Genomic DNA, 20495 nt, shown 5'->3' with positions numbered 1-20495 from the left:
GCACCTGGCTACAACGTCTATGGTCGGTGGATGGAAATCACGGTGCAGTACTTCGACGGTTGTCCGAACTGGGAGACGATGGCGGAACGTTCCGCGGTGATTGCCGCGGAACGTTCCGACCTCACGGTGAAACAACAACTCGTGTCGTCGCAGGCGGACGCGGAAGCGCTCGATTTCCGCGGGTCACCCAGGCTCCTCGTCGACGGGGCTGTCTTGTTTCCGGCACCAGATGGGCCGCCAGGCTTGTCCTGCCGGGTCTACCTGACCCCCGAGGGTCTTGCCGGGTCTCCGACCCTGGATCAACTGCGCGATGCCATCGCCCACACGGAAGCGGCGGCGCAATGAGTGGCAGGTTCGATCTGGTCGTGATCGGCGCGGGTATGGCGGGAATGACCGCGGCCAACAAGTGCGCCGCGCAGGGATGGCAGGTTGGGATCGTCGATGAACTGCCCTACGGCGGAACCTGCGCGCTGCGCGGTTGCGATCCGAAGAAGATTCTGCGCCGCGGCGCAGAAATCATCGACGCCGCTCAACTGATGAGCGACACCGGGGTCCAGGAGAACGGGGTATCGGTGGATTGGCCAGCGCTGATGCGGCGGAAACGCGGCTTCACGGACCGTGTCCCGAAGCGGATGGAGGACGAACTCGTCGGCAATGGCGTCACTACCTTCCACGGGCACGCCGAGTTCAGCGGGCCGAACGAGCTCATCATCGACGGCACTGCCCATCGGTCGGACCGGTTCCTCATCGCCTCTGGTGCGACACCGCGCCCCCTGGTCTTTCCCGGTGCGGAGCATCTGATCGACAGCACCGGGTTCCTGGATCTCGATGAGCTGCCTCGCCGAATGGTGTTCATCGGCGGCGGCTTCATCTCGTTCGAGTTCGCGCACATCGCCGCTCGTGCCGGTGCGGAGTGCACGATCATCGACCGCGGGTCCCGACCGCTGCGGGAATTCGATCCGGACCTTGTCGAACTCCTCGTTACCCGATCCGAAGAGGCTGGCATCCGTGTGCTTCGCAACACAACGGTCACCGGAGTTGGGACCACGCTCGCCGGTTACCGGGTGGGTATCGACACCGCCGGAACAGCGGCCAGCATCGACACCGGCCTCGTAGTCCACGGCGCGGGTAGGGTTCCCAACCTCGACAGCCTGCATTTGGACGCTGCGGGTATTGCCAGCAGTCCACGCGGTGTGACTGTCGCCGCCCACTTGCAAAGCATCACCAACCACGCCGTGTTCGCCGCCGGCGACGCCGCGAACACGATTGGCCGTCCCCTCACGCCCGTTGCCGTGTTCGAAGGCAAAGTCGTCGCGTCCAACATGATCAAAGGCACCACTACCACGCCCGACTACACGGGCGTGCCCACCACCGTGTTCGCCATCCCTGAGCTCAACCGCGTAGGTCTTCTCGAGCACGAAGCCGCTGACGCCGGACACGAAATCGCCGTCCGTTTCACTGACACCAGCGACTGGTACTCCACCTACCGGGTAGCCGAAACCACCGCCGCAGCAAAGATCATCATTGACACCGCATCGGACCAGATCCTCGGCGCACACCTCCTAGGCCCCGGCTACTCTGAACTCATCAACACCTTCGGCCTCGCCATCAAACTCGGCCTCACCACCCGCCAACTCAAATCCGTTACTGCCACTTATCCCTCCCTTGGCTCGGACCTCGGATCCCTGCTGTAGTAGACCGCGAAATCGCTCGCTGTGACGGGGCGAGATAGCCTTCCATGGTTGGTCTCTGCTGAGGACGCAATCCAGGTCCGTTTCGAGTCTCGCCCGATCCTTCTGACTGGCCAGGATTACGTTCGCCACACGGAACCGAGGTTGAATCGGCCTGGCGTATACGCGGCATCGGCTGGCTGGGCTTGGACTGCCGGCTACCGATTACCGAGCAGATATTGACGCGATGAGCTCGAATGAACGTTGACACGGCCACCCAGTGCTCATGCTGTGGCAGAACGATGCCGCGGTTCAAGCTGCATGAGTTGCGCGACGGAGCGGCCTACCTGTGTCGCCGATGTGGCCTGTGGATCGCCGTGCGGCTGCGCAACGACAGCGTTCGCTAACGCGCCCTGGCACGGCTGGACGCGAGTAAGTCTATTGCTGGTCGTAGGGAGCAGATGCCTGGAGCGTAGCCGCGCCATGCTGGCGCTCACTAGCTGTCATTTCTGGCTGAGCCATAGCGCGGCGCACGGACGCGGAGCTGACGTGGAGGGTCTTAGCGATCGTTTCCCACGTCGCCGGGGGGTTCTGAGCGCGCATCTGCCGAGCGACCTCGACCCGCTCAGCGCTCATCACCGTTGGCCTCCCACCGACGCGACCCTGGGCGCGTGCGTACTCCAAACCCAGCCGGGTGTTCTCCCGAATCGTGTCCACGCGCAGCTGTGCGAATACGGCGACGATGCCGAACAGGGCTCGGCCCATCGGGGTCGTGGTGTCGATCACCGGTTCGGTGAGGCTCTTGATGTCGACGCCCTTGTCCTCCAGTTCGTGCAGCGTCTCGATCAGGATGCGCTCGGTCCCGCCGAGCCGATCGAGGCGGCGCACCAACAGCACGTCGCCGGCGCGGAGGTAGTCCATGCACGCGACCCACTGCGGGCGGTCCTTGACCCGGCTGGAGTCGCCGTGGTCGACGAACACGCGCTCCGCTCCTGCCGCGTGCAGCTCGGCCTCCTGGGCCTTCGGGTTCTGCTCACGCTTGGACACTCGGGCATATCCGACGACGGTCATAGGTCCCTCCCCTGTTCCGCTTCTCGGCCGGGCGTCGTCGGCCGGCGCGAGCGGCCCGTCGACGTCGACGGTGCGGAGCGTCCCGGCGCGACGCTGCTGCTCAGGTTGGCGAACGCGCGCAGCTGCTCCATCCGTTCCGGGGTGAGCCGGCCTCCCGCGGCGGGCTGCACGATGCGGTCGAAGATCCCGCGCAGTTCGGTGAAGTCCTGGCGTTCCATAGCGCTACGTGACGCCTGGTCGTTCTCCGCCCCGGTGACTCGGCTCCAGTCGAGGTCGAATCCGGCGCCGGCGGCGATCTGTGTCCAGAAGATTCGTTGCGTGCGGCCGTTGCCCTCCCGGAATGGGTGGAGGTAGTTCACCTGGTCGTAGTGGTGCGCCAGGCGATCTACGAACCGGTCACGGTCCAGGCCGTGCAGCTGGTGCTCGTCCGCGAGCTCCGCGAACGCGAACCCCGCGCCGGACTCCAGTCGGGACACCGGCATGAAGAACTCCGCGCCCGGGTCGGTGCCCTTGCGGATGTCGACGGTGCGCAGCTGGCCGGCCCAGTCGTAGACGTCCTGGAAGAGCTGCCGGTGGATTGCCTGGAGCTGTCGCAGATCTCCGGTGACCTTCACCGGGCGGGTGATCATCTCGGCCCGTCGCCACTCGGTCAGTTCCGCTTCGGCGCGATCCAGCGTGGCACGGTCGGTCAGGCCGAGCCGGTTGTGGAGGATGCCCGATGCGGGCTCGAGGTACGGGTCGACGAAATCAGGCAAGGCCCCAGCGGGCCCGTGTGCGGCGTCCCAGCTCGTCGACGTCGAACTCCCCCGCTGCGTAGGCGGCCGCGTCGGCGCGGTACTCAGCGCCGGCGGTGAGGCCTTCCATCGCGGAGCTGTGGGCGGCGTCGGCCACGACGCGCTCACGCAGCTCGCGCTCGGCCGCGGAAATGGTGCTGGCGGTCTTGACGCTCATGGTGGCCTCCCTCGTTGCTTCTAGTCTACCCGACTTGCTCAAAAACCTATAGTGGAGGTTTTGCACAGAATGGGGTTTTGACAAGGGTTTTGAGCACCGGAGCTTCCCCGACATCTCGCGGCTTGCACCGCGCGCTGGTCGGCCTGCTCAGAATCGATCGTTTTCGGCGCCACGTGGTTAGGCTCGCTTCTAGATCACCGCGCTCCGATAATGGCAGATTGAGACCTGCTACTCGTTGGGGCATTCTCGCAGGGCTGTCTCATCGAACGTTGGGGCGGGACGGGCCTGCGCCTCTTCTGGGGTTTCAGCGATTCCGTTGCTCGAAATGTCGTCGATGAGCCAGTTCATCTCGAGGATTTCGTTGCGCTGTGCCGCGCTGATTTCGGCGGCGAGTTCGCAGACACGGACGTCCTGGATCTGCGCACGCTCCGAACGGGTGATGGCGAGGGAGTGGTGGGGAATCATCGCGTTCATCCAGGCGGTGTCGTCCACGGTGATCTGACTGCGGTCAAGCGCGACTCCGCCGGCGAGCAGCAGGACGCTAACTGTGGCGACGGCGATGTTGGCTTTGACGCTCTTGTACATATTGAGCATCCACGCCAGCATCACCAACCCCATCGCACCGCCCATGGTCAGGGCCATGAAGACGCGGCTTTCGCTGAAGCGGATGTGGCTCCACTCCCAGGAGCCGACGAACATCACCCAGTACATGACAACCATCCCAGTGAGGATCATCGCCCCGAATCGGAGATACATTTTCCAGGGCTTGGAATGACCCTGCTGGCTGTGATCGTCGGTCGCTGCTCTTTGCTCGTTCTGCTTGGGATCGTGGTGGTCGTTCGCGGTCATGACGTCTCCTGTTCGGATGGGAGGAGGTGCGGCGACGGTGACGGGGCGGGCGATTGTGGCATCGACCGTCCCGTCAGCGACCGCCAATGGAAGGTTGTGCTCGCAGGGCGACTGCGAACCTGGCCGCCTTAGAGAGCGGCGAGAAGGTCGGTGCATGCCTGCTCGCAGCGGCGGCAGGATTCGGCGCACACGCGGCAGTGCTCATGCATGTCTGCGTGCTGTTCACACTCGGCGGCACAGGACGCGCAGGCGGTGCGGCAGGCTTCGAGCAGGACGCGAACCGTTGCAACATCCGGTGCGGTTTGGCGGGAGAGCACTGCACCTGTGGCGGCGCAGATGTCTGCGCAGTCCGAGTTCTTCCGGATGCATGTAATGAGCTCCGCGACCATGTCTTCTCCGAGACATGCGTCTGCGCAGGCGGTACATGCCTGGGCGCATTCGGCGCACGCCTCGATACAGCGCAGAAGGGCGTCCTGGGTTGCGGCGAAACCGACTTTCGGGTGGGTGGCGAGCATCTGATCTGCAACAGTCATGGCTGCTTTCCTTTCTTCGGGGGCCTTTCCCCGGCATGCGATCACGCTAGAGCGAGGTCGAGGGTCGACGTAGGGGGTTGATGTCTGTCGATGGATGGTGGCTAGGGGGAGGGCAACAGGCTGAGTCCGCTGTCGTCGACGATGAGGATGTCGCCGGCGTCGGTGACGGTGATTGCCTGTGTGGAGCCGTGCGCCGTGCCGATGTTTCGCCACGACGGATCGCGTGTGGTGCTGCTCCACAGGCTGCCTTTGCTTCCCACGCCGATCAGTTGCTGGCCGTCCGGTGACACAGCGATGAGAGACATGATTGGGCTGTCTGGCAGTGGTCCGAACGTCGCCCCGTGGTCGGTGCTGACCTGGGGTCCGTCCGGCGTCGTGGCGATGATGCGTCCGGTGGCGTCGACGACGAGTGCGAAGGCCAGCAGGGTTGCCCCCGTGGGAGACCAGGTGGCCCCGAGGTCGGTGCTTGCCAGCATCTGGGCGCTACCGGTTTCTTGTCCGTACAGGGTGCCGTCCGGTGCGGCGGTGAGGACGTGGAAGTCTTTCTCCCCTGTGAATGCCACAGGCTCCCATGTCGTGCCGCCGTCGCTGCTGCGGATGATGCCGAGGTTCCCTTCCCCAAGCTCCCCGGGGGTGCCTCGGCCGGGGTGGCCGGAGGCGATGAGGGTGTCGTCGACGGCGGTGAGGCCCATCGCGTCGAAGCCGTAGCTGCCGACGCGGGAGCCGAGTTGCCCGTCGGCGGTGGCGGCGTAGAGGCCTTCGTGGGTGCCGAGGAGGAAGCCGTCATCGTCGGGTGCGGGCACGATCGCGTGAACGTGAGACAGCGCTGTGTCGGCGTGGTCGCTGCCGGTCGACGGCGGTTCGGCTGCGGCGCAGCCGGTGAGGAGCAAGCTGGTGAGCGCGACGAAGCTCGCCGTCGCGCGCAGGTGAATGCGCATTTCGCACCCTTTCGATTCCAGGGGTGAGGACGCCCTGCGGGGGCGTCCTCACCGGTGGGGTGCGTTTAGAGCTGCGCGAGCAGTTCCTGCATCTGGGCGATTTCGGCGGTCTGCGTGTCGACGATGGTCTGCGCCATCTCGACCGCGTCAGGGTTCTGGCCGTTGTCGACTTCGTCTTGGGCCATCTCGATCGCGCCTTCGTGGTGCATCGTCATCTGCTCGAGGAACAGCCGGGACGCCTCGGCGCCGGTGGCGGCTTCCAGCGCGGCCATGTCGTCCTCGCTCATCATGCCGCCGCCGTGGTCCATGCCCTCCATGCTGTCCATATCGGGCATGTCGGCGCCCCACTCGGTCAGCCAGGACTGCAGCTGGTCGATTTCGGGCTGCTGGGCGGCTTTGATGTCGGAGGCCAGGGTGAGCACGCCCGGGTCGATGCCTTCCTTGTCCAGGATGATGTCGGCCATCTCGACGGCCTGCTGGTGGTGCGGGATCATCATCTGCGCGAACATCACATCCGCGTCGTTGAAGTCTGCCGTCGTCGCGGACGATGAGGACGGGGACGAGCTGCTGCCGTGGTTCATGCCGGGCATGGACTCCGGGCTGGAGCCGTCGGCGCAGCCAGCGAGGGTGAGGGCGGCGGCGAGGGTGAGCGCAGCGGTCGCTGCGGTACGAATCTTCATCAGGGTTCTCCAGATACAGGGGTACGTGAACGAACACCGGTCACATCGACAGGTGGGTGAAGGCCGGGCCGGCAGGGTGCGCCGGCTCGGCCGCATCACGTACGGCTGATGCAGAGAGCTGTGAGAGAAGGTGGCCGCAGGCCCGGCCTGCCGGGGAGTGCGGCGCTGAGTGGCTGCGGGCGCGGCAGGACGGACAACCACACTTGGCTCGGGCGGAGTCGGGCGAGCAGCAGCACGGTGGCTAGGAGCGCCAGCACACACGCCATTGCGAGCATGTCTGAGTGGCCGGAGCCGCAGTCCGCACATGGCTCGTCCGTCGCGGTGCTGCCGGAGTGGTGATCATCCGCGGTGGCGATGGTGGTTTGGTGGCCGGTGTCGGCGGCGGTGTGGGTGTTGAGGGAGTGCATGGCCAACAGGCCGACGATGACCGCGCCGGTCACCGCGATGAGCAGCAGAAGGGTGCGCGCCATGGACCGTCCGGCGTGGAGCCGTTCCGTCAGTGCGATCAGCGACATGTCACCTCCCTCCTTCCACGGTACGACACTCCTGTCAGCGGCCGGTAACCGCGTCCGGGCTGAGGTCGAGACGTCGCAGCAGTTGAGCGTTGAGGGCGACGACGATGGTGGACAGCGACATCAGGATGGCGCCGACAGACATGGGTAGGACGAACCCGATGGGGGCGAGTACCCCGGCGGCCAGCGGGACGGAGATGAGGTTGTACCCGGCGGCCCACCACAGGTTCTGCTTCATCTTGCGGTAGCTGGCGCGAGACAACTCGATCACCGACAGCACGGAGCGGGGATCGTCACTGGCAAGAATGACACCGGCGGACGCTATCGCCACATCAGTGCCCGCACCAATGGCGATACCGACGTCGGCTTGCGCGAGAGCCGGTGCATCGTTGACCCCGTCACCGACCATGGCGACCTTGCGGCCTTCGCTTTGAAGCTCCTTGACCTTGGACGCCTTGTCCTCCGGCCGGACCCCGGCGAAGAACCGGTCGATACCGAGGTCGGCGGCGACGGAGGCGGCGACCGCTTCGGCGTCTCCGGTGATCATGACCACCTGCACGCCCCGCTGGTGCAGGGCGTCGACGGCGTTGCGGGACTCGGGACGGATCTCGTCCGCCAGGCGCAGGGCCCCTGCGACCTGCCCGTCGACGAGAACGTGCAGGATGATCGCGCCCTCCTTGCGCCACTCGTCCGCGACCGGTAGCTCCACCGCGCCTTCCTGGTCGAGCATGTGCGGGCCGCCGACCTGGATGGTGCGGCCGGTCACCCGCGCACGGACACCGACGGCCGGTGAGGACTCGAAGTCGCTGGCGGCAGGGACAGTGAGCTGCCTCTCCTGCGCGGCGTTCACGATCGCCCGAGCCAAGGGGTGCTCCGAGTCCGCTTCCGCGGCCGCGGCCCACGCGAGAAGCTCGTCCGCATCGATGCCGGCGGCCGGGTCGATCGCGGTGACGGCGGGGGTGCCCTTGGTGAGGGTGCCGGTCTTGTCGAACAGGACGGTGTCGACGGTGCGCATGCTCTCCAGCGCGAGGCGGTCTTTCACGAGCACACCGCCGCGGGCGGCGCGCTCGGTGGCGATGGACACCACCAGCGGGATGGCAAGGCCCAATGCGTGCGGGCAGGCGATGACGAGGACGGTGATGGTGCGGATGACCGCTTGATCGGGGAACCCGACCAGGGTCCAGACCGCGGCGGTGACCGCGGCCGCGCCGAGAGCGAACCAGAACAGCCACCCGGCGGCACGGTCCGCGAGGCGTTGCGCGCGGGAGGAGGAGTTCTGCGCTTCGGTGACGAGTTTCTGGATGCCGGCGAGAGCGGTGTCCTGCCCGACCGCGGTGATTTCGACCCTCACCCCGGAGTCTGTGGCGACGGTGCCTGCGATGACCTGGTCGCCGTCGGTGCGGCGAACCGGGCGGGATTCGCCAGTGATCATGGACTCGTCCATGCTGGCCGAGCCCTGCACGATCCGACCGTCCGCGGGTACCCGTCCACCGGGGCGGACAACGACGACGTCTCCGACCTGCAACTCGGCGGGGGCGACGGTGACGGTGGTGTCCCCCTCGACTTTCACTGCCTCGTCGGGTAGGAGCGCGGCGAGGGAGTCCAGGGCGGAGGTGGTCTGGGCGAGGGATCGCATCTCGATCCAGTGCCCGAGGAGCATGATGACGATCAGCAGCGCCAGCTCCCACCAGAAGTCCAGCTCGTGGTGCAGTAGCCCGATGCTTGCGCCCCACGAGGCGAGGAACGCGACGGTGATCGCGAGGGCGATGAGGAGCATCATGCCGGGCTTGCGGGCGCGCAGTTCGCTGACGGCGCCGGTGAGGAACGGGGCGCCACCCCACACGTACATGACGGTGCCGAGGATGGGGGACACCCATTCCACCCATGCGGCGTCGGGCAGCGGGTATCCGATCAGCATCGAGAACATCGTGGAGAACACGACGACGGGCACCGCGAGGATCAGCATGATCCAGAACAGCCGCCGGAACCGGGCAACGTGGTCTCCGTGTCCGGCGTGCCCGCCGTGGTCGGCATGCCCGTGCCCGGAGTGCCCTGCAGCGGGTGCCCGGTCGTCTTCGCTGTGCGGGTGACCCATCGCTGCGTGATCGTGTTGGGTGGTAGTCGCCGGGACGTGGTGGTCTGGGTGATCGGAGTGGTTGTGCTGGCTCACTGGAGCCTCCTTCGCTGGGTGCGCCGGTGCGGCGGCACGTTCAGGCCGGTTGGGGCACGGGAACGGGGGTCGTAGGGGCGGGTGCCGGGTCGGGTCGGAACCGGCGCAGCCGGAGGCTGTTGGTCACGACGAACACCGATGACAACGCCATCGCCGCTGCGGCGACGAGAGGATTGAGCAGGCCGGCCATGGCTATCGGAATGGCGGCGACGTTGTACGCGAACGCCCAGAACAGGTTTCCCTTGATGGTGCCGAGAGTGCGGCGGGCGAGGCGGATCGCGTCCACGACGACGGTCAGGTCGCCGGAGACGATGGTGATGTCGCTGGCTGCGATCGCGGCGTCCGTGCCTCCACCCATGGCCAGACCGAGGTCGGCGGCGGCGAGGGCGGCGGCGTCGTTGACGCCGTCACCGACCATCGCGACAACGTGCCCGTCGTCCTGGAGCTGGCGGATCACGTCGAGCTTTCCGGCGGGAGTGACCTCGGCGTGCACGTCGGAGATACCCACCTCGGCGGCGATCCGCGCGGCGGTGGTGGCGTTGTCGCCGGTCAGCAGCACCGGGCGCAACCCGAGCGCCTGGAAGCAGGTGATCGCGGCGGCGCTGGTCGGCTTCACGGTGTCGGCCACCCCGATTGCGCCGAGGTACTCTCCGTCGCGACCGACCGCGATTGCGGTACCACTCTGCGCGAGAGCGCGCAGCTCAGCGGCGGCTTCGGCCGGCGGGTGGATGCCCCACTGATCGGCCAGCCAGGACGCTCGGCCGGCGACGATCGCCGCCCCGTCCACGATGCCCTGGACGCCAAACCCGGCGTGCGACGCGAAGCTGTCCGCGTAACCGCTCGCGGGTGCAGCAGTGACGACGGCGCGGGCGACCGGATGCTCAGATCCCGACTCGACCGCCCCGGCAACGCGCAGCAGCTCGTCCGGGGTGACGCCGTGGGCGGGGCGAATGTCGGTGACGGTCATCTGACCGGTGGTGACGGTGCCGGTCTTATCGAGCACGATGGTGTCGACCATGCGGGTCTGCTCCAGCACCTGCGGTCCGCGGATCAGAATGCCCAGCTGGGAACCGCGGCCGGTCCCGACCAGGAGCGCGGTGGGGGTGGCGAGCCCGAGAGCGCAGGGGCACGCGATGATCAGGGTGGCAACGGCCGCGGTGAAGGCCAGCTCGAGCGAGGCTCCGGCGATTGTCCAGCCGAGGAACGCGGCCACGGCCAGTCCGATGACGATGGGGACGAAGACGGCAGAGACGCGGTCAGCGATGCGCTGCACCTTGGCCTTGCCGGTCTGGGCTTCCTCCATCAGCCGGCGCATGCGGGCAAGCTCTGTGTCCGCGCCGACCCGGGTGATTTCGACCGTGAGGCGACCACCGACGTTCACCGTGGCGCCGACGACACGGGAACCGGTGGTCACCTCGACGGGCACCGACTCTCCGGTGAGCATGCTGGCGTCGATCGCGGAGGAACCATCGATCACCAGACCGTCAGAGGGAACCTTCTCCCCCGGTCGAACCAGTACGGTGTCTCCGACCGCGAGCTGCGCGACCGGCACCGTCCGTTCGACGCCGTCGACGAGCTTTGTGGCGTGCTTCGCGCCCATCTCCAGCAACGCCCGCAGCGCCTCCGACGATGATTTCTTCGCGCGTGCTTCGGCGTACCGTCCGGCGAGGATGAATACGGTGACCAGCGCCGCGACTTCCAGGTAGATCTCATGGCCACCCGCCTGCGGGGCGCCGACGAGGGTAAAGGTCATCGTCATCCCCGGCATACCTGCCCCGCCGAAGAACAGTGCGTACAGGGACCACCCGAACGCCGCGATCACACCGACGCTGATGAGGGTGTCCATAGTCGCCGCGCCGTGACGGGCGTTGACCGCCGCGGCCCGGTGAAAGGGCCACGCCCCCCATACCGCGACCGGCGCGGTGAGCGTGAGGGCCAGCCACTGCCAGTACTCGAACTGCAACGCCGGGACCATCGACAGCACCGCCACCGGCAACGACAGTGCAGTACTGATCAGCAGGCGCCGCCGCAGCGTCCCGACCTCGCCGTCCTCACGGTCCGGGGTGTTCTCATCGATGTCATCGCTCGTCGGCGGTGCGGGAAGGGCTGCCTGGTATCCGGCGGATGCGACGGTGGCGATGAGGGTGGCGGGGTCGACGTCGTGCCCGCGAACACGCGCTTTTTCGGGGGCGTAATTCACCGACGCTTCCACACCGGGAAGCTTGTTCAGCTTGCGTTCGATCCGGGTCGCGCACGACGCGCACGTCATCCCGGAGATATCGAGCTCGACGTCGACCGTGCTCATGCGGGGCTACCTGCCACGGTGTAGCCGGCCTCCTCGACCGCGGCTTTCACGGCGTCAGAGTTGATCGGCGCGGCGCTGTGAATGGTGACCCGTGACGTACCGCCGGCGTTCAGGTCAACTGTGACGTTCTCCACACCGTCGATCGCGGTCAGCTCCTCGGTGACGCTCGACACGCAGTGCGAGCACGTCATCCCGTCTACGAGGACGTCTTTCGTGACGGCGGCGGAGGTCGATGCGGGAGCGTCCGTCGCTGCGGATGTGGTGCAGCAGGCGCAGCCGGCGTTGGTGTCTTTCAGACCGAGGTCGATGCGGTCAGTCATGATGTGCTCCTTCAAGGGGATTCGGTGTGATCAAGAACGGACGAGTCGGGCGATGGCGTCGTTGGCCTCACGGATCTTCTCCGCAGCTACCTGGCCGCCTTCGGCGCTCGCTTCCGCGACGCAGTGGCTCAGGTGGTCGCCCAGCAGGGACAGCGCCACTGTTTCCAGGGCCTTCGTCGCGGCAGAAACTTGAGTGAGGATGTCGATGCAGTACTTGTCTTCGTCGATCATTCGGGCGATCCCGCGCACCTGACCCTCGACCCGACGCAGTCGCTTCTGCAGGTCGTCTTTGTTGCCGTCGTATCCGTTCACAGATATACCATACCCCCCTAGGGTATTGATAGCAACAGGACGGGTAATCACCTCGCACGCGGCGTACAGCGTTCTGCTTATTCAGCGCTCTCTGTATTTCGGTGTCATGTCCACCCCGACCGCTACCGCACCGTGACGCACACCGCGGCGCTCGCCCGCCTCGGCCACGCGCTCTCTGACCCGACGCGCGTGGGCGTCCTCCTGGCGCTGCGCGAAGCACCCGCCTACCCCTCCGACCTGGCCGACGCCCTTGCCGTCTCTCGTCAGGTCATGTCGAACCAGCTCGCGTGCCTGCGCGGCTGTGGCCTCGTCGAGGCCTGTGCCCGATGGTCGATGGACCTGGTATCGACTCGCGGACGCACACCTCGCCCCTGCCTTGGACGAGCTGCTGCGCGTTGTCCTCTACGTCGAGCCCGGCTGCTGCGCCGGAGAGAGCTGCACCTGCGCATGACCACCTCCGCTTCCCGCATCGCTGACAACCGCCGACAGGTCCTGCAACGCCGCATCCGGTGGATTGTCACGGCGACGATCGCCTACAACCCGATCGAGGCCGTCGTCGCGATCGCCGCCGGCACGGTGGCATCCTCGGCCGCGCTGATCGGGTTCGGCCTGGACTCGACGATCGAGGTTCTGTCGGCAGCCGCGGTCGCCTGGCAGTTCACCCGTCGCGACCCCGAGCGGTGGGAAAAGGGCACGCTCCGCGTAATCGCGGTCGCGTTTTCGCCCTCGCCGCGTACGTCACCGTCACGTCCGTGCTCACTCTCATCGACCAAGTGGACGTCAAGCACTCCACTCTCGGTATCGTCATCACCGCCCTCAGCGTCGTCATCATGCCGTTCCTCTCGCTCGCGGAGCGTCGCGCCGGTCGCGAGCTGGGATCGGCCACGGCCCGACACGCCATATCGCCGCCGCGGTCGTCGGACGGGAAGAGGTCTATAGCCGCGACAACGATCACGGGTGAGCTAGGACAGCCTTGTCAATTGCGTTCGGCGGAACAATCGCTCGGCGTCGTCGAGTAGCTCAGAGCGGCGACAATCATGACGTCTAGACGCGCAGCTGCCTAAATTGCCCTGCATGACGGTTGTGTCAGAGCCCGAATGCTCCCCCGCTGATCAAGATGAAGATGCCAAGCCCGATAAGAACGAGAGGGAACAAGATGTGCTCCCAACGTTCCAGGATCTCCGCGATCGGACGTCGCGTGGCAATGAACTTGGCCACGACCACCAGCACTGCAACGAACACGAGGAACACAACGCAGTATGCGACGACGGCAGCGGGCCCCACGCTGAGGAAGACGGGAACGTAGACGCCGATGTTGTCCCCACCGTTAGCGAAGGTGACTCCAGCCACGGCCCAGACAGCGACCTTCTTGCCTTCGATCTTGCTCTCATCGTCATCGTCGTCGTCGTCGTGTCGGCGGTGCCAGGCTTGCCAAGCCGCCCACAGCCCTAGACCTAGCGGAATGAGCCCGAAGTAGGGAATCACCTCTGGAGGCAGAAATGCCCCAGCGCCGAGGGATACGAGCACGGCGGCGCCGAGAATACCTGCGAATCCCACATACTGACCAACGAGGATCCGAACTGTCGTTCCCCGTTGCCCGGCGCCGCGGGCGAAGAACAGTGAGAGCACGATGATGTCGTCGATGTTCGTCGCGAGGAACAGCCCGATCGCCTGCAGAACGGAGGAGAAGATCATGCTCGGGTCTTTCCCTGACGGAGGTATAGCAGGAGGCCGAATCCGACGCCGATGCCGATGATGACGTCGGCGAGGTTACCGATGAACAGGTTGCCGTAGGCGAGAAAGTCTGTGACATGACCCACTCCGAATCCGGGTGGAGCAAACAGCCGATCTAGGAGGTTACCGACCGCGCCGCCCCAGATTAGCCCGATCACGACGGCCCACCCCGCGGTGCGGGCGCGTGTGGCGGCAAGGAGCAGACCCACGGATGCTGCGGCCGCGATGAGGGTGATCAGCCAGGTTGAGCCGGATCCGAGGGACATGACGGTGCCGGGGTTGAACGCGAGTTGTAGGCCCAGCAAGTCTCCGAGGAGCGGGATGCGGGCTTGCTCGCTGAGTCGTGCGAGGGCGAGTGCTTTGGTGCCTTGGTCGATCAGCACGGCACTGGCGGCAACGGCGAACGCGAGCAGAAACAGTCGGGGTCGCACGCGCGCACCAACTGGGCCGGCGGCACTCAATACGGCACCCGCCCTCCCGGACGCACGGCTGTCAGCGGGCCCGGTCATCATGTGTGCGCCGCGCCGCGCGGAGGCCGTTGAGGATGACGATGACTTCCGCGATTTCGTGGACGAGCACCACGGCCGCAAGTCCGAGGATTCCGGTGATCGCCAGCGGTAGGAGGACAGCGATGATCGCGATGGACAGTATGACGTTCTGGTTGATGATATTGCGGCCGCGGCGGGCATGGGCGAGGGCCTGCGGAATGAGGCGCAGGTCGTGGCCGGTGAATGCGACGTCGGCGGACTCGATGGCGGCATCGGCGCCCTTGGCTCCCATCGCGATCCCTAGGTCGGCGGCTGCGAGAGCGGGGGCATCGTTGATACCGTCCCCGATCATGGCGGTGGGCTGCGACTTCGACAGTTCCGCGACAGCGGTGGCCTTATCCTCGGGGCGTAGTTCGGCACGTACGTCGCTGATGCCGGCCTGTGCGGCGAGGGCGGCGGCGGTGCGGGCGTTGTCGCCGGTGAGCATCGTCACGCCGATCCCACGCCGGTTCAGTGTGTCAATGACTTCGGGAACCTCGGGGCGCAGCTCGTCCCGCACTCCGATCGCTCCGGCGGGCTGGTCGTTGCGGTGGACGATCACAACGGTCATGCCCTCGGACTCCATCGCCTGCACCTCGTCGGCCAGCGTGCCAGCGTCCAGCCAGCGTGGACTCCCTACCGCGAGACGAGCACCGTCGAGGGTGCCGACGATGCCGTGGCCCGCGGTCTCGCGGACGTCGGTAGCAGCCGGAGCGCCGGGAACCGCGTTGTTGGTGATCGCTGCGGCGAGGGGATGTGTGCTGTGACCTTCCAGGCTCGCTGCCCATGCCAGCACGTCATCCTTGGTCGCGCCGGTGGTGACGACACGGGTCACGGTGGGCTCATTGCGCGTCAGGGTGCCGGTCTTGTCGACGGCGAGGTGGCGGATGCCACCGAATCGCTCGAAAGCGGCCCCGGACTTTACGACCACGCCGAACTTGGAGGCTGCGCCGATCGCAGAGACGACGGTGACCGGGACGGCGATCGCCAGAGCACATGGCGAGGCTGCGACCAGCACGACCAGGGCGCGGGTGATCCACAGCTCGGGGTCGCCGCTCAGCAGCGACCCGAGCGCGCCGACCAGTACGGCGAGGATCATCACCCCGGGCACGAGGGGTCGGGCGATCCGGTCGGCCAGGCGGGCGCGGTCGCCCTTCTCGGCCTGGGCCTGCTCGACCAGCTCCACGATCGTGGTGAGCGAGTTGTCGGTGCCGGCGGCGGTGGCCTCGACTTCGAGGACGCCGGTGGTGTTGATCGACCCGGCCGACACGTCGGTGCCGGGCTCGACCTCGACCGGGATCGACTCGCCTGTGATCGCCGACGTGTCCAGGCTGCTCCGCCCGGCGCGCACGATGCCATCCGTGGCGATCCGTTCACCGGGCCGGACCACGAGCACGTCACCGACTCGCAGCTCCTTCGCCTCCACCTCCGCCGTGACGTCGCCGCGCTTGATCAGCACGGTGTCGGGGACGAGCTTCAATAGCGCCCGCAACCCTGCGCGGGCGCGGTCCATCGCCTTGTCTTCCAACGCCTCCGCGATGGAGTACAAGAACGCCAGCGCGGCGGCCTCCTCGACATAGCCGAGGATCACGGCGCCAGTGGCGCTGATTGTCATCAGCAGGCCGATGCCTAGCTTGCCCTTGGTGAACAGCTTGCGCAGCGCGCCCGGCACAAACGTGTAAGCGCCCAGCAGCAGACCGATCCAGAACGACACCAGGCCCGCGGTCTCCGCGCCGGTCCACTCGCAGACCAGGCCGGCGGCGAACGCGACGCCGGAGGCGATCGGAATCAGTACGCTCGGGCTCCGGTACCACGGCCGGTCATCGTCATTATCGTCGTCGTCGAGGTCGACGTGCTCGACTTGCGAACCCGTGACCGCGCTCATGCCCGAACCTTCCCCGCCACGCAAGCCTCGACCCCGCAGTCCGGGTCCATGCACGGCACGCTCTCGTCGACCGCTAGCGTCACATCGACCAGCGCCGTCAGGGCGCGGGCAAGGTGCGGGTCTGCGACCTCGTAGCGGGTCTGCCGGCCCTCTGGCTCGGCCACCACGATCCCGCACCCCCGCAGACATGTCAGATGGTTCGACACGTTTGAGCGGGTCAGTCCCAGCTCGCGAGACAACACCGCCGGGTAGTTCGGTCCGTCTAGGAGAGTCAGAAGGATGCGAGAGCGGGTCGGGTCAGCCATGGCGCGCCCCAGCCGGTTCATCACGTCGAGTCGATCAGCATGAGTCAGCATTCGATGAATAATACACTGCACAATGAACTAATCAAGCTGGACAATCGGGCAGGCGATCGTCGACTGTTGAAGCAGCATCGGATCCGCCTTGCGGGAGCCGGTCGGCTGAATGGCTGGGTATGGTCAGCTAAGGCCGGAGTATGCGTGAAGTCCTTTGAAGAACATGTTGACGACGGTGAAATTGAACAGCACAGTGGCGAACCCGGTGATGCACAGCCAGGCGGAGCGGGTGCCGCGCCAGCCTCTCGTTGCGCGGGCGTGAATGTACCCCGCGTACAGCACCCAGATCACAAAAGTCCACACTTCCTTGGTGTCGAACCCCCAATAGCGTCCCCAGGAGTCGTTGGCCCAGATGGCGCCGGCGATCAGCGTGAAGGTCCAAAACACAAACCCAACGATCACGAATCGGTACGCGAGGGACTCGAGCGCGTCTGCGGTGGGCAGCGTCGCCAGGAACCGCGGGCCGCCATTTCGAGCTGAGGTGGTGTCGGCCCGTCGTTCCCGGCGGGTTTGCATGAGCTGGGTGACTGCGAGGCCGCAGGCTATCGCGAACAGGGCAGTGGCGAGCGAGGCGACGAAGACGTGGATGACCAGCCAGACGCTCTTGAGCGGGTCCATCAGCGGGACGACCTCAACGTAGAACGCAATGGTTGCCCCACCCAGCAGCAATACGATCATGCCGATGAGGAACGCTCCCAGGAAGCGGAGGTCGTAGCGGCGCAGAACCAGCAGGTATACGGCGACGATTAGGAGGGTACCCGTCAGCGCGAACTCGTACATGTTCGCCCACGGCACCCGCCCAGCAGCGATCCCGCGCAGAACTGTGCCGGCCAGGTGGAACAGGAACGCGAGGACCGTCAGTGACGTCCCGATCCGCGCCCACAACAGCCGTTGCCGATTCGCGGGCGGCGTGCGAACGCTGTCCACCGGCCCACTCTGCCTGCTCTGTGTCGACCGGTCCGCTCGTGCGGCAGCGCCGACCAGGGCCGGCTCCGGCTGTGGGACGCTGGCGGGGACGGAGCGCCCGGCGAGGTCGATGGTGTACGCGATGAACGCAAGCAGATAGGTGGCGATCGCCGTCCACACCACAAGCAGTGAGATGCCGTCGAGGGACAGCGGGTCGGGTCCAGTCATGACAGAGTCGTCCTCTTCGTCGTATCGGTCAGGGGGTGCCCGCAAGCGGGGTGGTGCGGTAGATCCGTGCTGCGCATAGGTCAGCCCGCGTTTGCTTCCAGCAAACGCGGCGTGTCCACGGCGGTTCTGTCGAGGTAAACCTCGAAGTGCAGATGGTTCGCGGTGGAGCGTCCCGTGTTGCCAACGAGTCCGACCAGCTGCCCGGCCGTGACGGTCTGCCCGGCCGTGACGGTCTGCCCGGCGGCAACCTGCCGGCTACCGGTCCCGCACTCCTCCGCCATCCAGCACCAGGCAGTGTGGGATCACTGCCCGTCGCCAGCGTTCGCAGCGACCCGGCAAGTCGACCTCCGGCAGGCCTCACCCGTGGCGTGTTCATGGCTGACTCCCCGGGTAAGTCGGACGATCTGCGCCGTCCGCACGCGTGCGGGCACGGTGGGAGAACCCCGCCGCGGGGAGAGCGCCGGCGGCAGCGAGGACGATGAGAGCGGTGAGCCAGGGCCCGAGGATCACCGCGGGGGTGAGTCCGGTGCGCAGCGGGACGGTGCTGATCGACGCGCCAGCGGTGTCGACACCGATGCTGTCGACGGTGGTGCCGTCCGGGGTGATGACCTGACTGGTGCCCACCGTTGAGACGTTGACGACGGCGCGGCCGGTTTCGATGGCGCGCATCCGGGCGAACGCGAGCTGCTGCAGGTTCTCGTCGGTGCCACGGAAGTCGGCGTTGTTGGTCTGGAACACGAGCATCTCCGCGCCGGCGCGGGCGGCCTCCCAGATCACGGCGTCGTAGATCACGTCGAAGCAGATCGCCAACCCCACCCTGACATCCCCAACCTGCACGATGGGTGGGTTGGTGCCCGGGGTGTACTCACGTTGGATGAGTCCCACCAGGTCGGGGACGATCAGCTCGTAGAACCACCGGTCGGGCACGTACTCCCCGAACGGGACCGGGTTGACCTTGTCGTGCCACTGCCGGTCCGTGGGATCCGCAGTCCACAGCAGGGACGTGTTGAAGACATCGTCGCCGCGGGTGGTGGCGGCGTTCATCAGCAGCGGGGCCTCGGCCGAGCGCACGACCCGGTCCAACGCCTTGGCGGCGGCGAGATCACTGAGCGGGTCGCCGTCGACGCCGCCCTCCGGCCAGGCCAGCAAATCCATCGGCTGCCCGTACAGCGGCACAGTGGCGGCGGTCTGCGCGGCCAGGACCTCGCCAGGCGCCTTGTCGTCGAAGTACCCGGTGGGGCCGTTGCCCTGCACCCATCCCACGCGGAACTCCCCGGCCGGCGCGGTGGGGAACTGCGGTGTCACGACCAGGAGAACAGCGACGCTCACGGCAGGGTGCAACCCGAGCATGAACCGGATGGCGCCGGCGCGGATCCACTGCACCACTGAGGCGCACACCACGACGATCAGCAGGGACAGTCCGGTCACACTCGTCCACGACGCGACCTCCGCGAGCGGCCCACCCACCTGGGTCATTCCGAGGCGCGCCCACGGGAACCCGGAGTACGGCCACGCACCCATCACCACCTCCCGGGCCGTCCACAGAACCGCGATCAGCGGCGGTACCACGAGCATCTGCACGAGGCCGCGGGCCGGATAGCGGGCGATCCACCGGTAGGCGAGCGCGATCGGCACCGCGCCCCCGCCGAACAGGACCGCTTCCAGCCCGGCGAGGGCAAGCCACGGCACCGGGCCGAGGAACTCCCCCACCCACACCAGATGGATCGTGTAGAACACGGCGCCGAAGACAGTGCCAACCAGCAACGCCCCGCCGAAGCTGCGGCCGATCAGAGCCACCAGGGCGACCGTGACACTCACGAACGCCAACGGCCACCACCCCACCGATGCGGAGGCGAGATCCAGCAGCAGGCCGGCTGCCGCGGATGCCAGCACCGCCGCCCACACCGGCAGCGACCATGCCGCAACGGGGCGGCGCGGCGGCGTCTCCTGCTCCGGCGCGACGGCCGGGGCAGGTGTCGGCAAGGGCGTGCGCATCGGTTAGCTGTCTTTCTGGTGGAGGCGGGTGAGGTAGTCGTTGTAGGCGTCAAGCTCAGGATCGCCGTGCGCGTCGGCGCGACGGTCGGCGGCGACCGCCTGGGCGGTGTCGGCGCGGAACCAGCGATGCATGCCAAAGATGAGCATCAGCAAGGTGGGGGCCTCGCCGTACGACCAGGCCAACCCGCCGGCGAGGCGCTGGTCTTCGATCGGGTCGATGCCCAGCGCGCTCGTCGGGCCGGCGAACCCGTCGATGAGGGTGGGGTGGCCATCATCAGGAAGACGCCGAAGAAGGCGTGCAGGGCGGCTTCGGCGAACACACATCCAAGGCGCGGTCGCCATGGCTCATCCGCACCGGCAGCCGGTCCGAGAACAGGATCGGGATGGTGAACCGCATCCCAGCGACCAGGAACCCGACCTCGCCGAGGAGGGTGTGCCCAGTAACCATGTGCAGGATCGGGTCGGCGAAGTCCGCCACGTAGAGGCCGTAGAACGCCAGCAGGTATATCGACACCGCCAGCCACGACATGCGCGCCACGCAATACCAGAGCAC

The 20495-nt window shown here is 66.8% G+C and carries 23 protein-coding genes and 2 pseudogenes; 4 read left to right on the top strand and 21 right to left on the bottom strand.

All coding sequences use genetic code 11. The features are described 5' to 3' along the window. Positions 1–30: 30 nt before the first annotated feature. Together ACGG9C_RS04645 and ACGG9C_RS04640 are read left to right on the top strand one after the other, a co-directional pair. A complete protein-coding gene (locus ACGG9C_RS04645; RefSeq protein ID WP_390178311.1) occupies positions 31–345 on the top strand; it encodes a thioredoxin family protein in 315 nt (104 codons plus the stop codon). Next, on the top strand, positions 342–1694 hold the full coding sequence (locus ACGG9C_RS04640) for a dihydrolipoyl dehydrogenase family protein (protein WP_390178310.1): 1353 nt from the start codon (positions 342–344) through the stop codon (positions 1692–1694). Before ACGG9C_RS04645 ends, ACGG9C_RS04640 begins: the two co-directional genes overlap by 4 nt. A 414-nt stretch (positions 1695–2108) precedes the next feature. On the opposite strand, the gene ACGG9C_RS04635 is transcribed toward ACGG9C_RS04640, so the two are convergent. The 12 genes from ACGG9C_RS04635 to ACGG9C_RS04580 all read right to left on the bottom strand — a co-directional run bounded on the left by ACGG9C_RS04635 (position 2109) and on the right by ACGG9C_RS04580 (position 12311). Beyond that, on the bottom strand, positions 2109–2741 hold the full coding sequence (locus ACGG9C_RS04635; RefSeq protein ID WP_286932806.1) for a recombinase family protein: 633 nt from the start codon (positions 2739–2741) through the stop codon (positions 2109–2111). Next, complete coding sequence (locus tag ACGG9C_RS04630) at positions 2738–3496, bottom strand: Fic/DOC family protein (protein ID WP_390178309.1); 759 nt, start codon at positions 3494–3496, stop codon at positions 2738–2740. Before ACGG9C_RS04630 ends, ACGG9C_RS04635 begins: the two co-directional genes overlap by 4 nt. Then, a complete protein-coding gene (locus ACGG9C_RS04625) occupies positions 3489–3692 on the bottom strand; it encodes a hypothetical protein (RefSeq protein ID WP_071043057.1) in 204 nt (67 codons plus the stop codon). The genes ACGG9C_RS04630 and ACGG9C_RS04625 overlap by 8 nt, the downstream gene beginning before the upstream one ends. Before the next feature lie 228 nt (positions 3693–3920). After that, positions 3921–4541, bottom strand: a complete 621-nt coding sequence (locus ACGG9C_RS04620) for a DUF305 domain-containing protein (RefSeq protein WP_390178308.1) — start codon at positions 4539–4541, stop codon at positions 3921–3923. 128 nt (positions 4542–4669) lie between these two features. Next, positions 4670–5074 (bottom strand): four-helix bundle copper-binding protein, encoded by a 405-nt coding sequence (locus ACGG9C_RS04615; protein WP_390178307.1) that lies wholly within the window; start codon positions 5072–5074, stop codon positions 4670–4672. Between the two features lie 101 nt (positions 5075–5175). Continuing rightward, complete coding sequence (locus ACGG9C_RS04610; RefSeq protein ID WP_390178306.1) at positions 5176–6012, bottom strand: F510_1955 family glycosylhydrolase; 837 nt, start codon at positions 6010–6012, stop codon at positions 5176–5178. A gap of 65 nt (positions 6013–6077) precedes the next feature. Continuing rightward, complete coding sequence (locus ACGG9C_RS04605) at positions 6078–6692, bottom strand: DUF305 domain-containing protein (protein WP_390178305.1); 615 nt, start codon at positions 6690–6692, stop codon at positions 6078–6080. Between the two features lie 95 nt (positions 6693–6787). Further along, a complete protein-coding gene (locus ACGG9C_RS04600) occupies positions 6788–7207 on the bottom strand; it encodes a DUF6153 family protein (RefSeq protein WP_390178304.1) in 420 nt (139 codons plus the stop codon). A 34-nt stretch (positions 7208–7241) separates the two neighbouring features. After that, entirely contained in the window at positions 7242–9299 is a 2058-nt protein-coding gene (locus ACGG9C_RS04595) for a heavy metal translocating P-type ATPase (protein ID WP_390178303.1), read from the bottom strand. A gap of 115 nt (positions 9300–9414) precedes the next feature. Next, positions 9415–11679: a heavy metal translocating P-type ATPase gene (locus tag ACGG9C_RS04590; RefSeq protein ID WP_390178302.1), complete on the bottom strand. Its 2265-nt coding sequence runs from the start codon at positions 11677–11679 to the stop codon at positions 9415–9417. Next, positions 11676–11999: a heavy-metal-associated domain-containing protein gene (locus tag ACGG9C_RS04585; RefSeq protein WP_179561448.1), complete on the bottom strand. Its 324-nt coding sequence runs from the start codon at positions 11997–11999 to the stop codon at positions 11676–11678. Before ACGG9C_RS04585 ends, ACGG9C_RS04590 begins: the two co-directional genes overlap by 4 nt. Before the next feature lie 30 nt (positions 12000–12029). Then, positions 12030–12311 carry a metal-sensitive transcriptional regulator gene (locus ACGG9C_RS04580; protein WP_114587688.1) on the bottom strand — a complete coding sequence of 94 codons (282 nt, stop codon included), beginning with the start codon at positions 12309–12311 and terminating at the stop codon, positions 12030–12032. 132 nt (positions 12312–12443) lie between these two features. Here ACGG9C_RS04580 and ACGG9C_RS04575 point away from each other — a divergent pair. Continuing rightward, positions 12444–12762 (top strand): annotated as a pseudogene (locus ACGG9C_RS04575) (ArsR/SmtB family transcription factor). Beyond that, positions 12759–13201, top strand: a pseudogene (locus ACGG9C_RS04570) (cobalt transporter); the annotation flags it as partial. The pseudogenes ACGG9C_RS04575 and ACGG9C_RS04570, both read left to right, overlap by 4 nt. 196 nt (positions 13202–13397) lie before the next feature. On the opposite strand, the gene ACGG9C_RS04565 reads toward ACGG9C_RS04570, so the two are convergent. The 9 genes from ACGG9C_RS04565 to ACGG9C_RS04525 form a co-directional block, all read right to left on the bottom strand. Continuing rightward, a complete protein-coding gene (locus ACGG9C_RS04565) occupies positions 13398–14006 on the bottom strand; it encodes a cadmium resistance transporter (protein ID WP_210006387.1) in 609 nt (202 codons plus the stop codon). Further along, entirely contained in the window at positions 14003–14476 is a 474-nt protein-coding gene (locus ACGG9C_RS04560) for a signal peptidase II (RefSeq protein WP_228176924.1), read from the bottom strand. The genes ACGG9C_RS04565 and ACGG9C_RS04560 overlap by 4 nt, the downstream gene beginning before the upstream one ends. Positions 14477–14537: 61 nt before the next feature. Beyond that, positions 14538–16457 carry a heavy metal translocating P-type ATPase gene (locus ACGG9C_RS04555; RefSeq protein WP_390178301.1) on the bottom strand — a complete coding sequence of 640 codons (1920 nt, stop codon included), beginning with the start codon at positions 16455–16457 and terminating at the stop codon, positions 14538–14540. After that, positions 16454–16813 (bottom strand): ArsR/SmtB family transcription factor, encoded by a 360-nt coding sequence (locus ACGG9C_RS04550; protein WP_390178300.1) that lies wholly within the window; start codon positions 16811–16813, stop codon positions 16454–16456. The genes ACGG9C_RS04555 and ACGG9C_RS04550 overlap by 4 nt, the downstream gene beginning before the upstream one ends. Before the next feature lie 123 nt (positions 16814–16936). After that, the gene (ccsB, locus tag ACGG9C_RS04545; RefSeq protein WP_390178299.1) at positions 16937–17947 is read right to left on the bottom strand and encodes a c-type cytochrome biogenesis protein CcsB; all 1011 of its coding nucleotides are present in this window, start codon (positions 17945–17947) and stop codon (positions 16937–16939) included. Between the two features lie 80 nt (positions 17948–18027). Continuing rightward, the gene (locus ACGG9C_RS04540; RefSeq protein WP_307803450.1) at positions 18028–18228 is read right to left on the bottom strand and encodes a M23 family metallopeptidase; all 201 of its coding nucleotides are present in this window, start codon (positions 18226–18228) and stop codon (positions 18028–18030) included. Positions 18229–18319: 91 nt separating this feature from the next. Next, a complete protein-coding gene (gene lnt / locus ACGG9C_RS04535) occupies positions 18320–19942 on the bottom strand; it encodes an apolipoprotein N-acyltransferase (RefSeq protein ID WP_390178298.1) in 1623 nt (540 codons plus the stop codon). Positions 19943–19945: 3 nt separating this feature from the next. After that, complete coding sequence (locus ACGG9C_RS04530; protein WP_390178297.1) at positions 19946–20284, bottom strand: cytochrome c oxidase assembly protein; 339 nt, start codon at positions 20282–20284, stop codon at positions 19946–19948. Continuing rightward, positions 20217–20471, bottom strand: a complete 255-nt coding sequence (locus tag ACGG9C_RS04525) for a hypothetical protein (RefSeq protein WP_274179341.1) — start codon at positions 20469–20471, stop codon at positions 20217–20219. Before ACGG9C_RS04525 ends, ACGG9C_RS04530 begins: the two co-directional genes overlap by 68 nt. Positions 20472–20495: the final 24 nt, after the last annotated feature.

The organism is Microbacterium sp. MTN4-26 (assembly GCF_042846595.1).
Classification (GTDB): Bacteria; Actinomycetota; Actinomycetes; order Actinomycetales; family Microbacteriaceae; genus Microbacterium; species Microbacterium luteum.
This window is presented reverse-complemented; position numbering and strand designations above follow the sequence as displayed.

What these genes read in the sequence shown, in the direction of transcription:
- ACGG9C_RS04600 (WP_390178304.1), bottom strand. Translation starts at nt 7,207, where the DNA reads ATGTCGCTGATCGCACTGACGGAACGGCTCCACGCCGGACGGTCCATG.
- ACGG9C_RS04645 (WP_390178311.1), top strand. Translation starts at nt 31, where the DNA reads ATGGAAATCACGGTGCAGTACTTCGACGGTTGTCCGAACTGGGAGACG.
- ACGG9C_RS04615 (WP_390178307.1), bottom strand. Translation starts at nt 5,074, where the DNA reads ATGACTGTTGCAGATCAGATGCTCGCCACCCACCCGAAAGTCGGTTTC.
- ACGG9C_RS04620 (WP_390178308.1), bottom strand. Translation starts at nt 4,541, where the DNA reads ATGACCGCGAACGACCACCACGATCCCAAGCAGAACGAGCAAAGAGCA.
- ACGG9C_RS04595 (WP_390178303.1), bottom strand. Translation starts at nt 9,299, where the DNA reads ATGGGTCACCCGCACAGCGAAGACGACCGGGCACCCGCTGCAGGGCAC.
- ACGG9C_RS04610 (WP_390178306.1), bottom strand. Translation starts at nt 6,012, where the DNA reads ATGCGCATTCACCTGCGCGCGACGGCGAGCTTCGTCGCGCTCACCAGC.
- ACGG9C_RS04525 (WP_274179341.1), bottom strand. Translation starts at nt 20,471, where the DNA reads ATGTCGTGGCTGGCGGTGTCGATATACCTGCTGGCGTTCTACGGCCTC.
- lnt (WP_390178298.1), bottom strand. Translation starts at nt 19,942, where the DNA reads ATGCGCACGCCCTTGCCGACACCTGCCCCGGCCGTCGCGCCGGAGCAG.
- ACGG9C_RS04585 (WP_179561448.1), bottom strand. Translation starts at nt 11,999, where the DNA reads ATGACTGACCGCATCGACCTCGGTCTGAAAGACACCAACGCCGGCTGC.
- ACGG9C_RS04635 (WP_286932806.1), bottom strand. Translation starts at nt 2,741, where the DNA reads ATGACCGTCGTCGGATATGCCCGAGTGTCCAAGCGTGAGCAGAACCCG.
- ACGG9C_RS04625 (WP_071043057.1), bottom strand. Translation starts at nt 3,692, where the DNA reads ATGAGCGTCAAGACCGCCAGCACCATTTCCGCGGCCGAGCGCGAGCTG.
- ACGG9C_RS04555 (WP_390178301.1), bottom strand. Translation starts at nt 16,457, where the DNA reads ATGAGCGCGGTCACGGGTTCGCAAGTCGAGCACGTCGACCTCGACGAC.
- ACGG9C_RS04530 (WP_390178297.1), bottom strand. Translation starts at nt 20,284, where the DNA reads ATGGCGACCGCGCCTTGGATGTGTGTTCGCCGAAGCCGCCCTGCACGC.
- ACGG9C_RS04540 (WP_307803450.1), bottom strand. Translation starts at nt 18,228, where the DNA reads ATGGCGGAGGAGTGCGGGACCGGTAGCCGGCAGGTTGCCGCCGGGCAG.
- ACGG9C_RS04605 (WP_390178305.1), bottom strand. Translation starts at nt 6,692, where the DNA reads ATGAAGATTCGTACCGCAGCGACCGCTGCGCTCACCCTCGCCGCCGCC.
- ACGG9C_RS04565 (WP_210006387.1), bottom strand. Translation starts at nt 14,006, where the DNA reads ATGATCTTCTCCTCCGTTCTGCAGGCGATCGGGCTGTTCCTCGCGACG.
- ACGG9C_RS04640 (WP_390178310.1), top strand. Translation starts at nt 342, where the DNA reads ATGAGTGGCAGGTTCGATCTGGTCGTGATCGGCGCGGGTATGGCGGGA.
- ACGG9C_RS04550 (WP_390178300.1), bottom strand. Translation starts at nt 16,813, where the DNA reads ATGCTGACTCATGCTGATCGACTCGACGTGATGAACCGGCTGGGGCGC.
- ACGG9C_RS04590 (WP_390178302.1), bottom strand. Translation starts at nt 11,679, where the DNA reads ATGAGCACGGTCGACGTCGAGCTCGATATCTCCGGGATGACGTGCGCG.
- ccsB (WP_390178299.1), bottom strand. Translation starts at nt 17,947, where the DNA reads ATGACTGGACCCGACCCGCTGTCCCTCGACGGCATCTCACTGCTTGTG.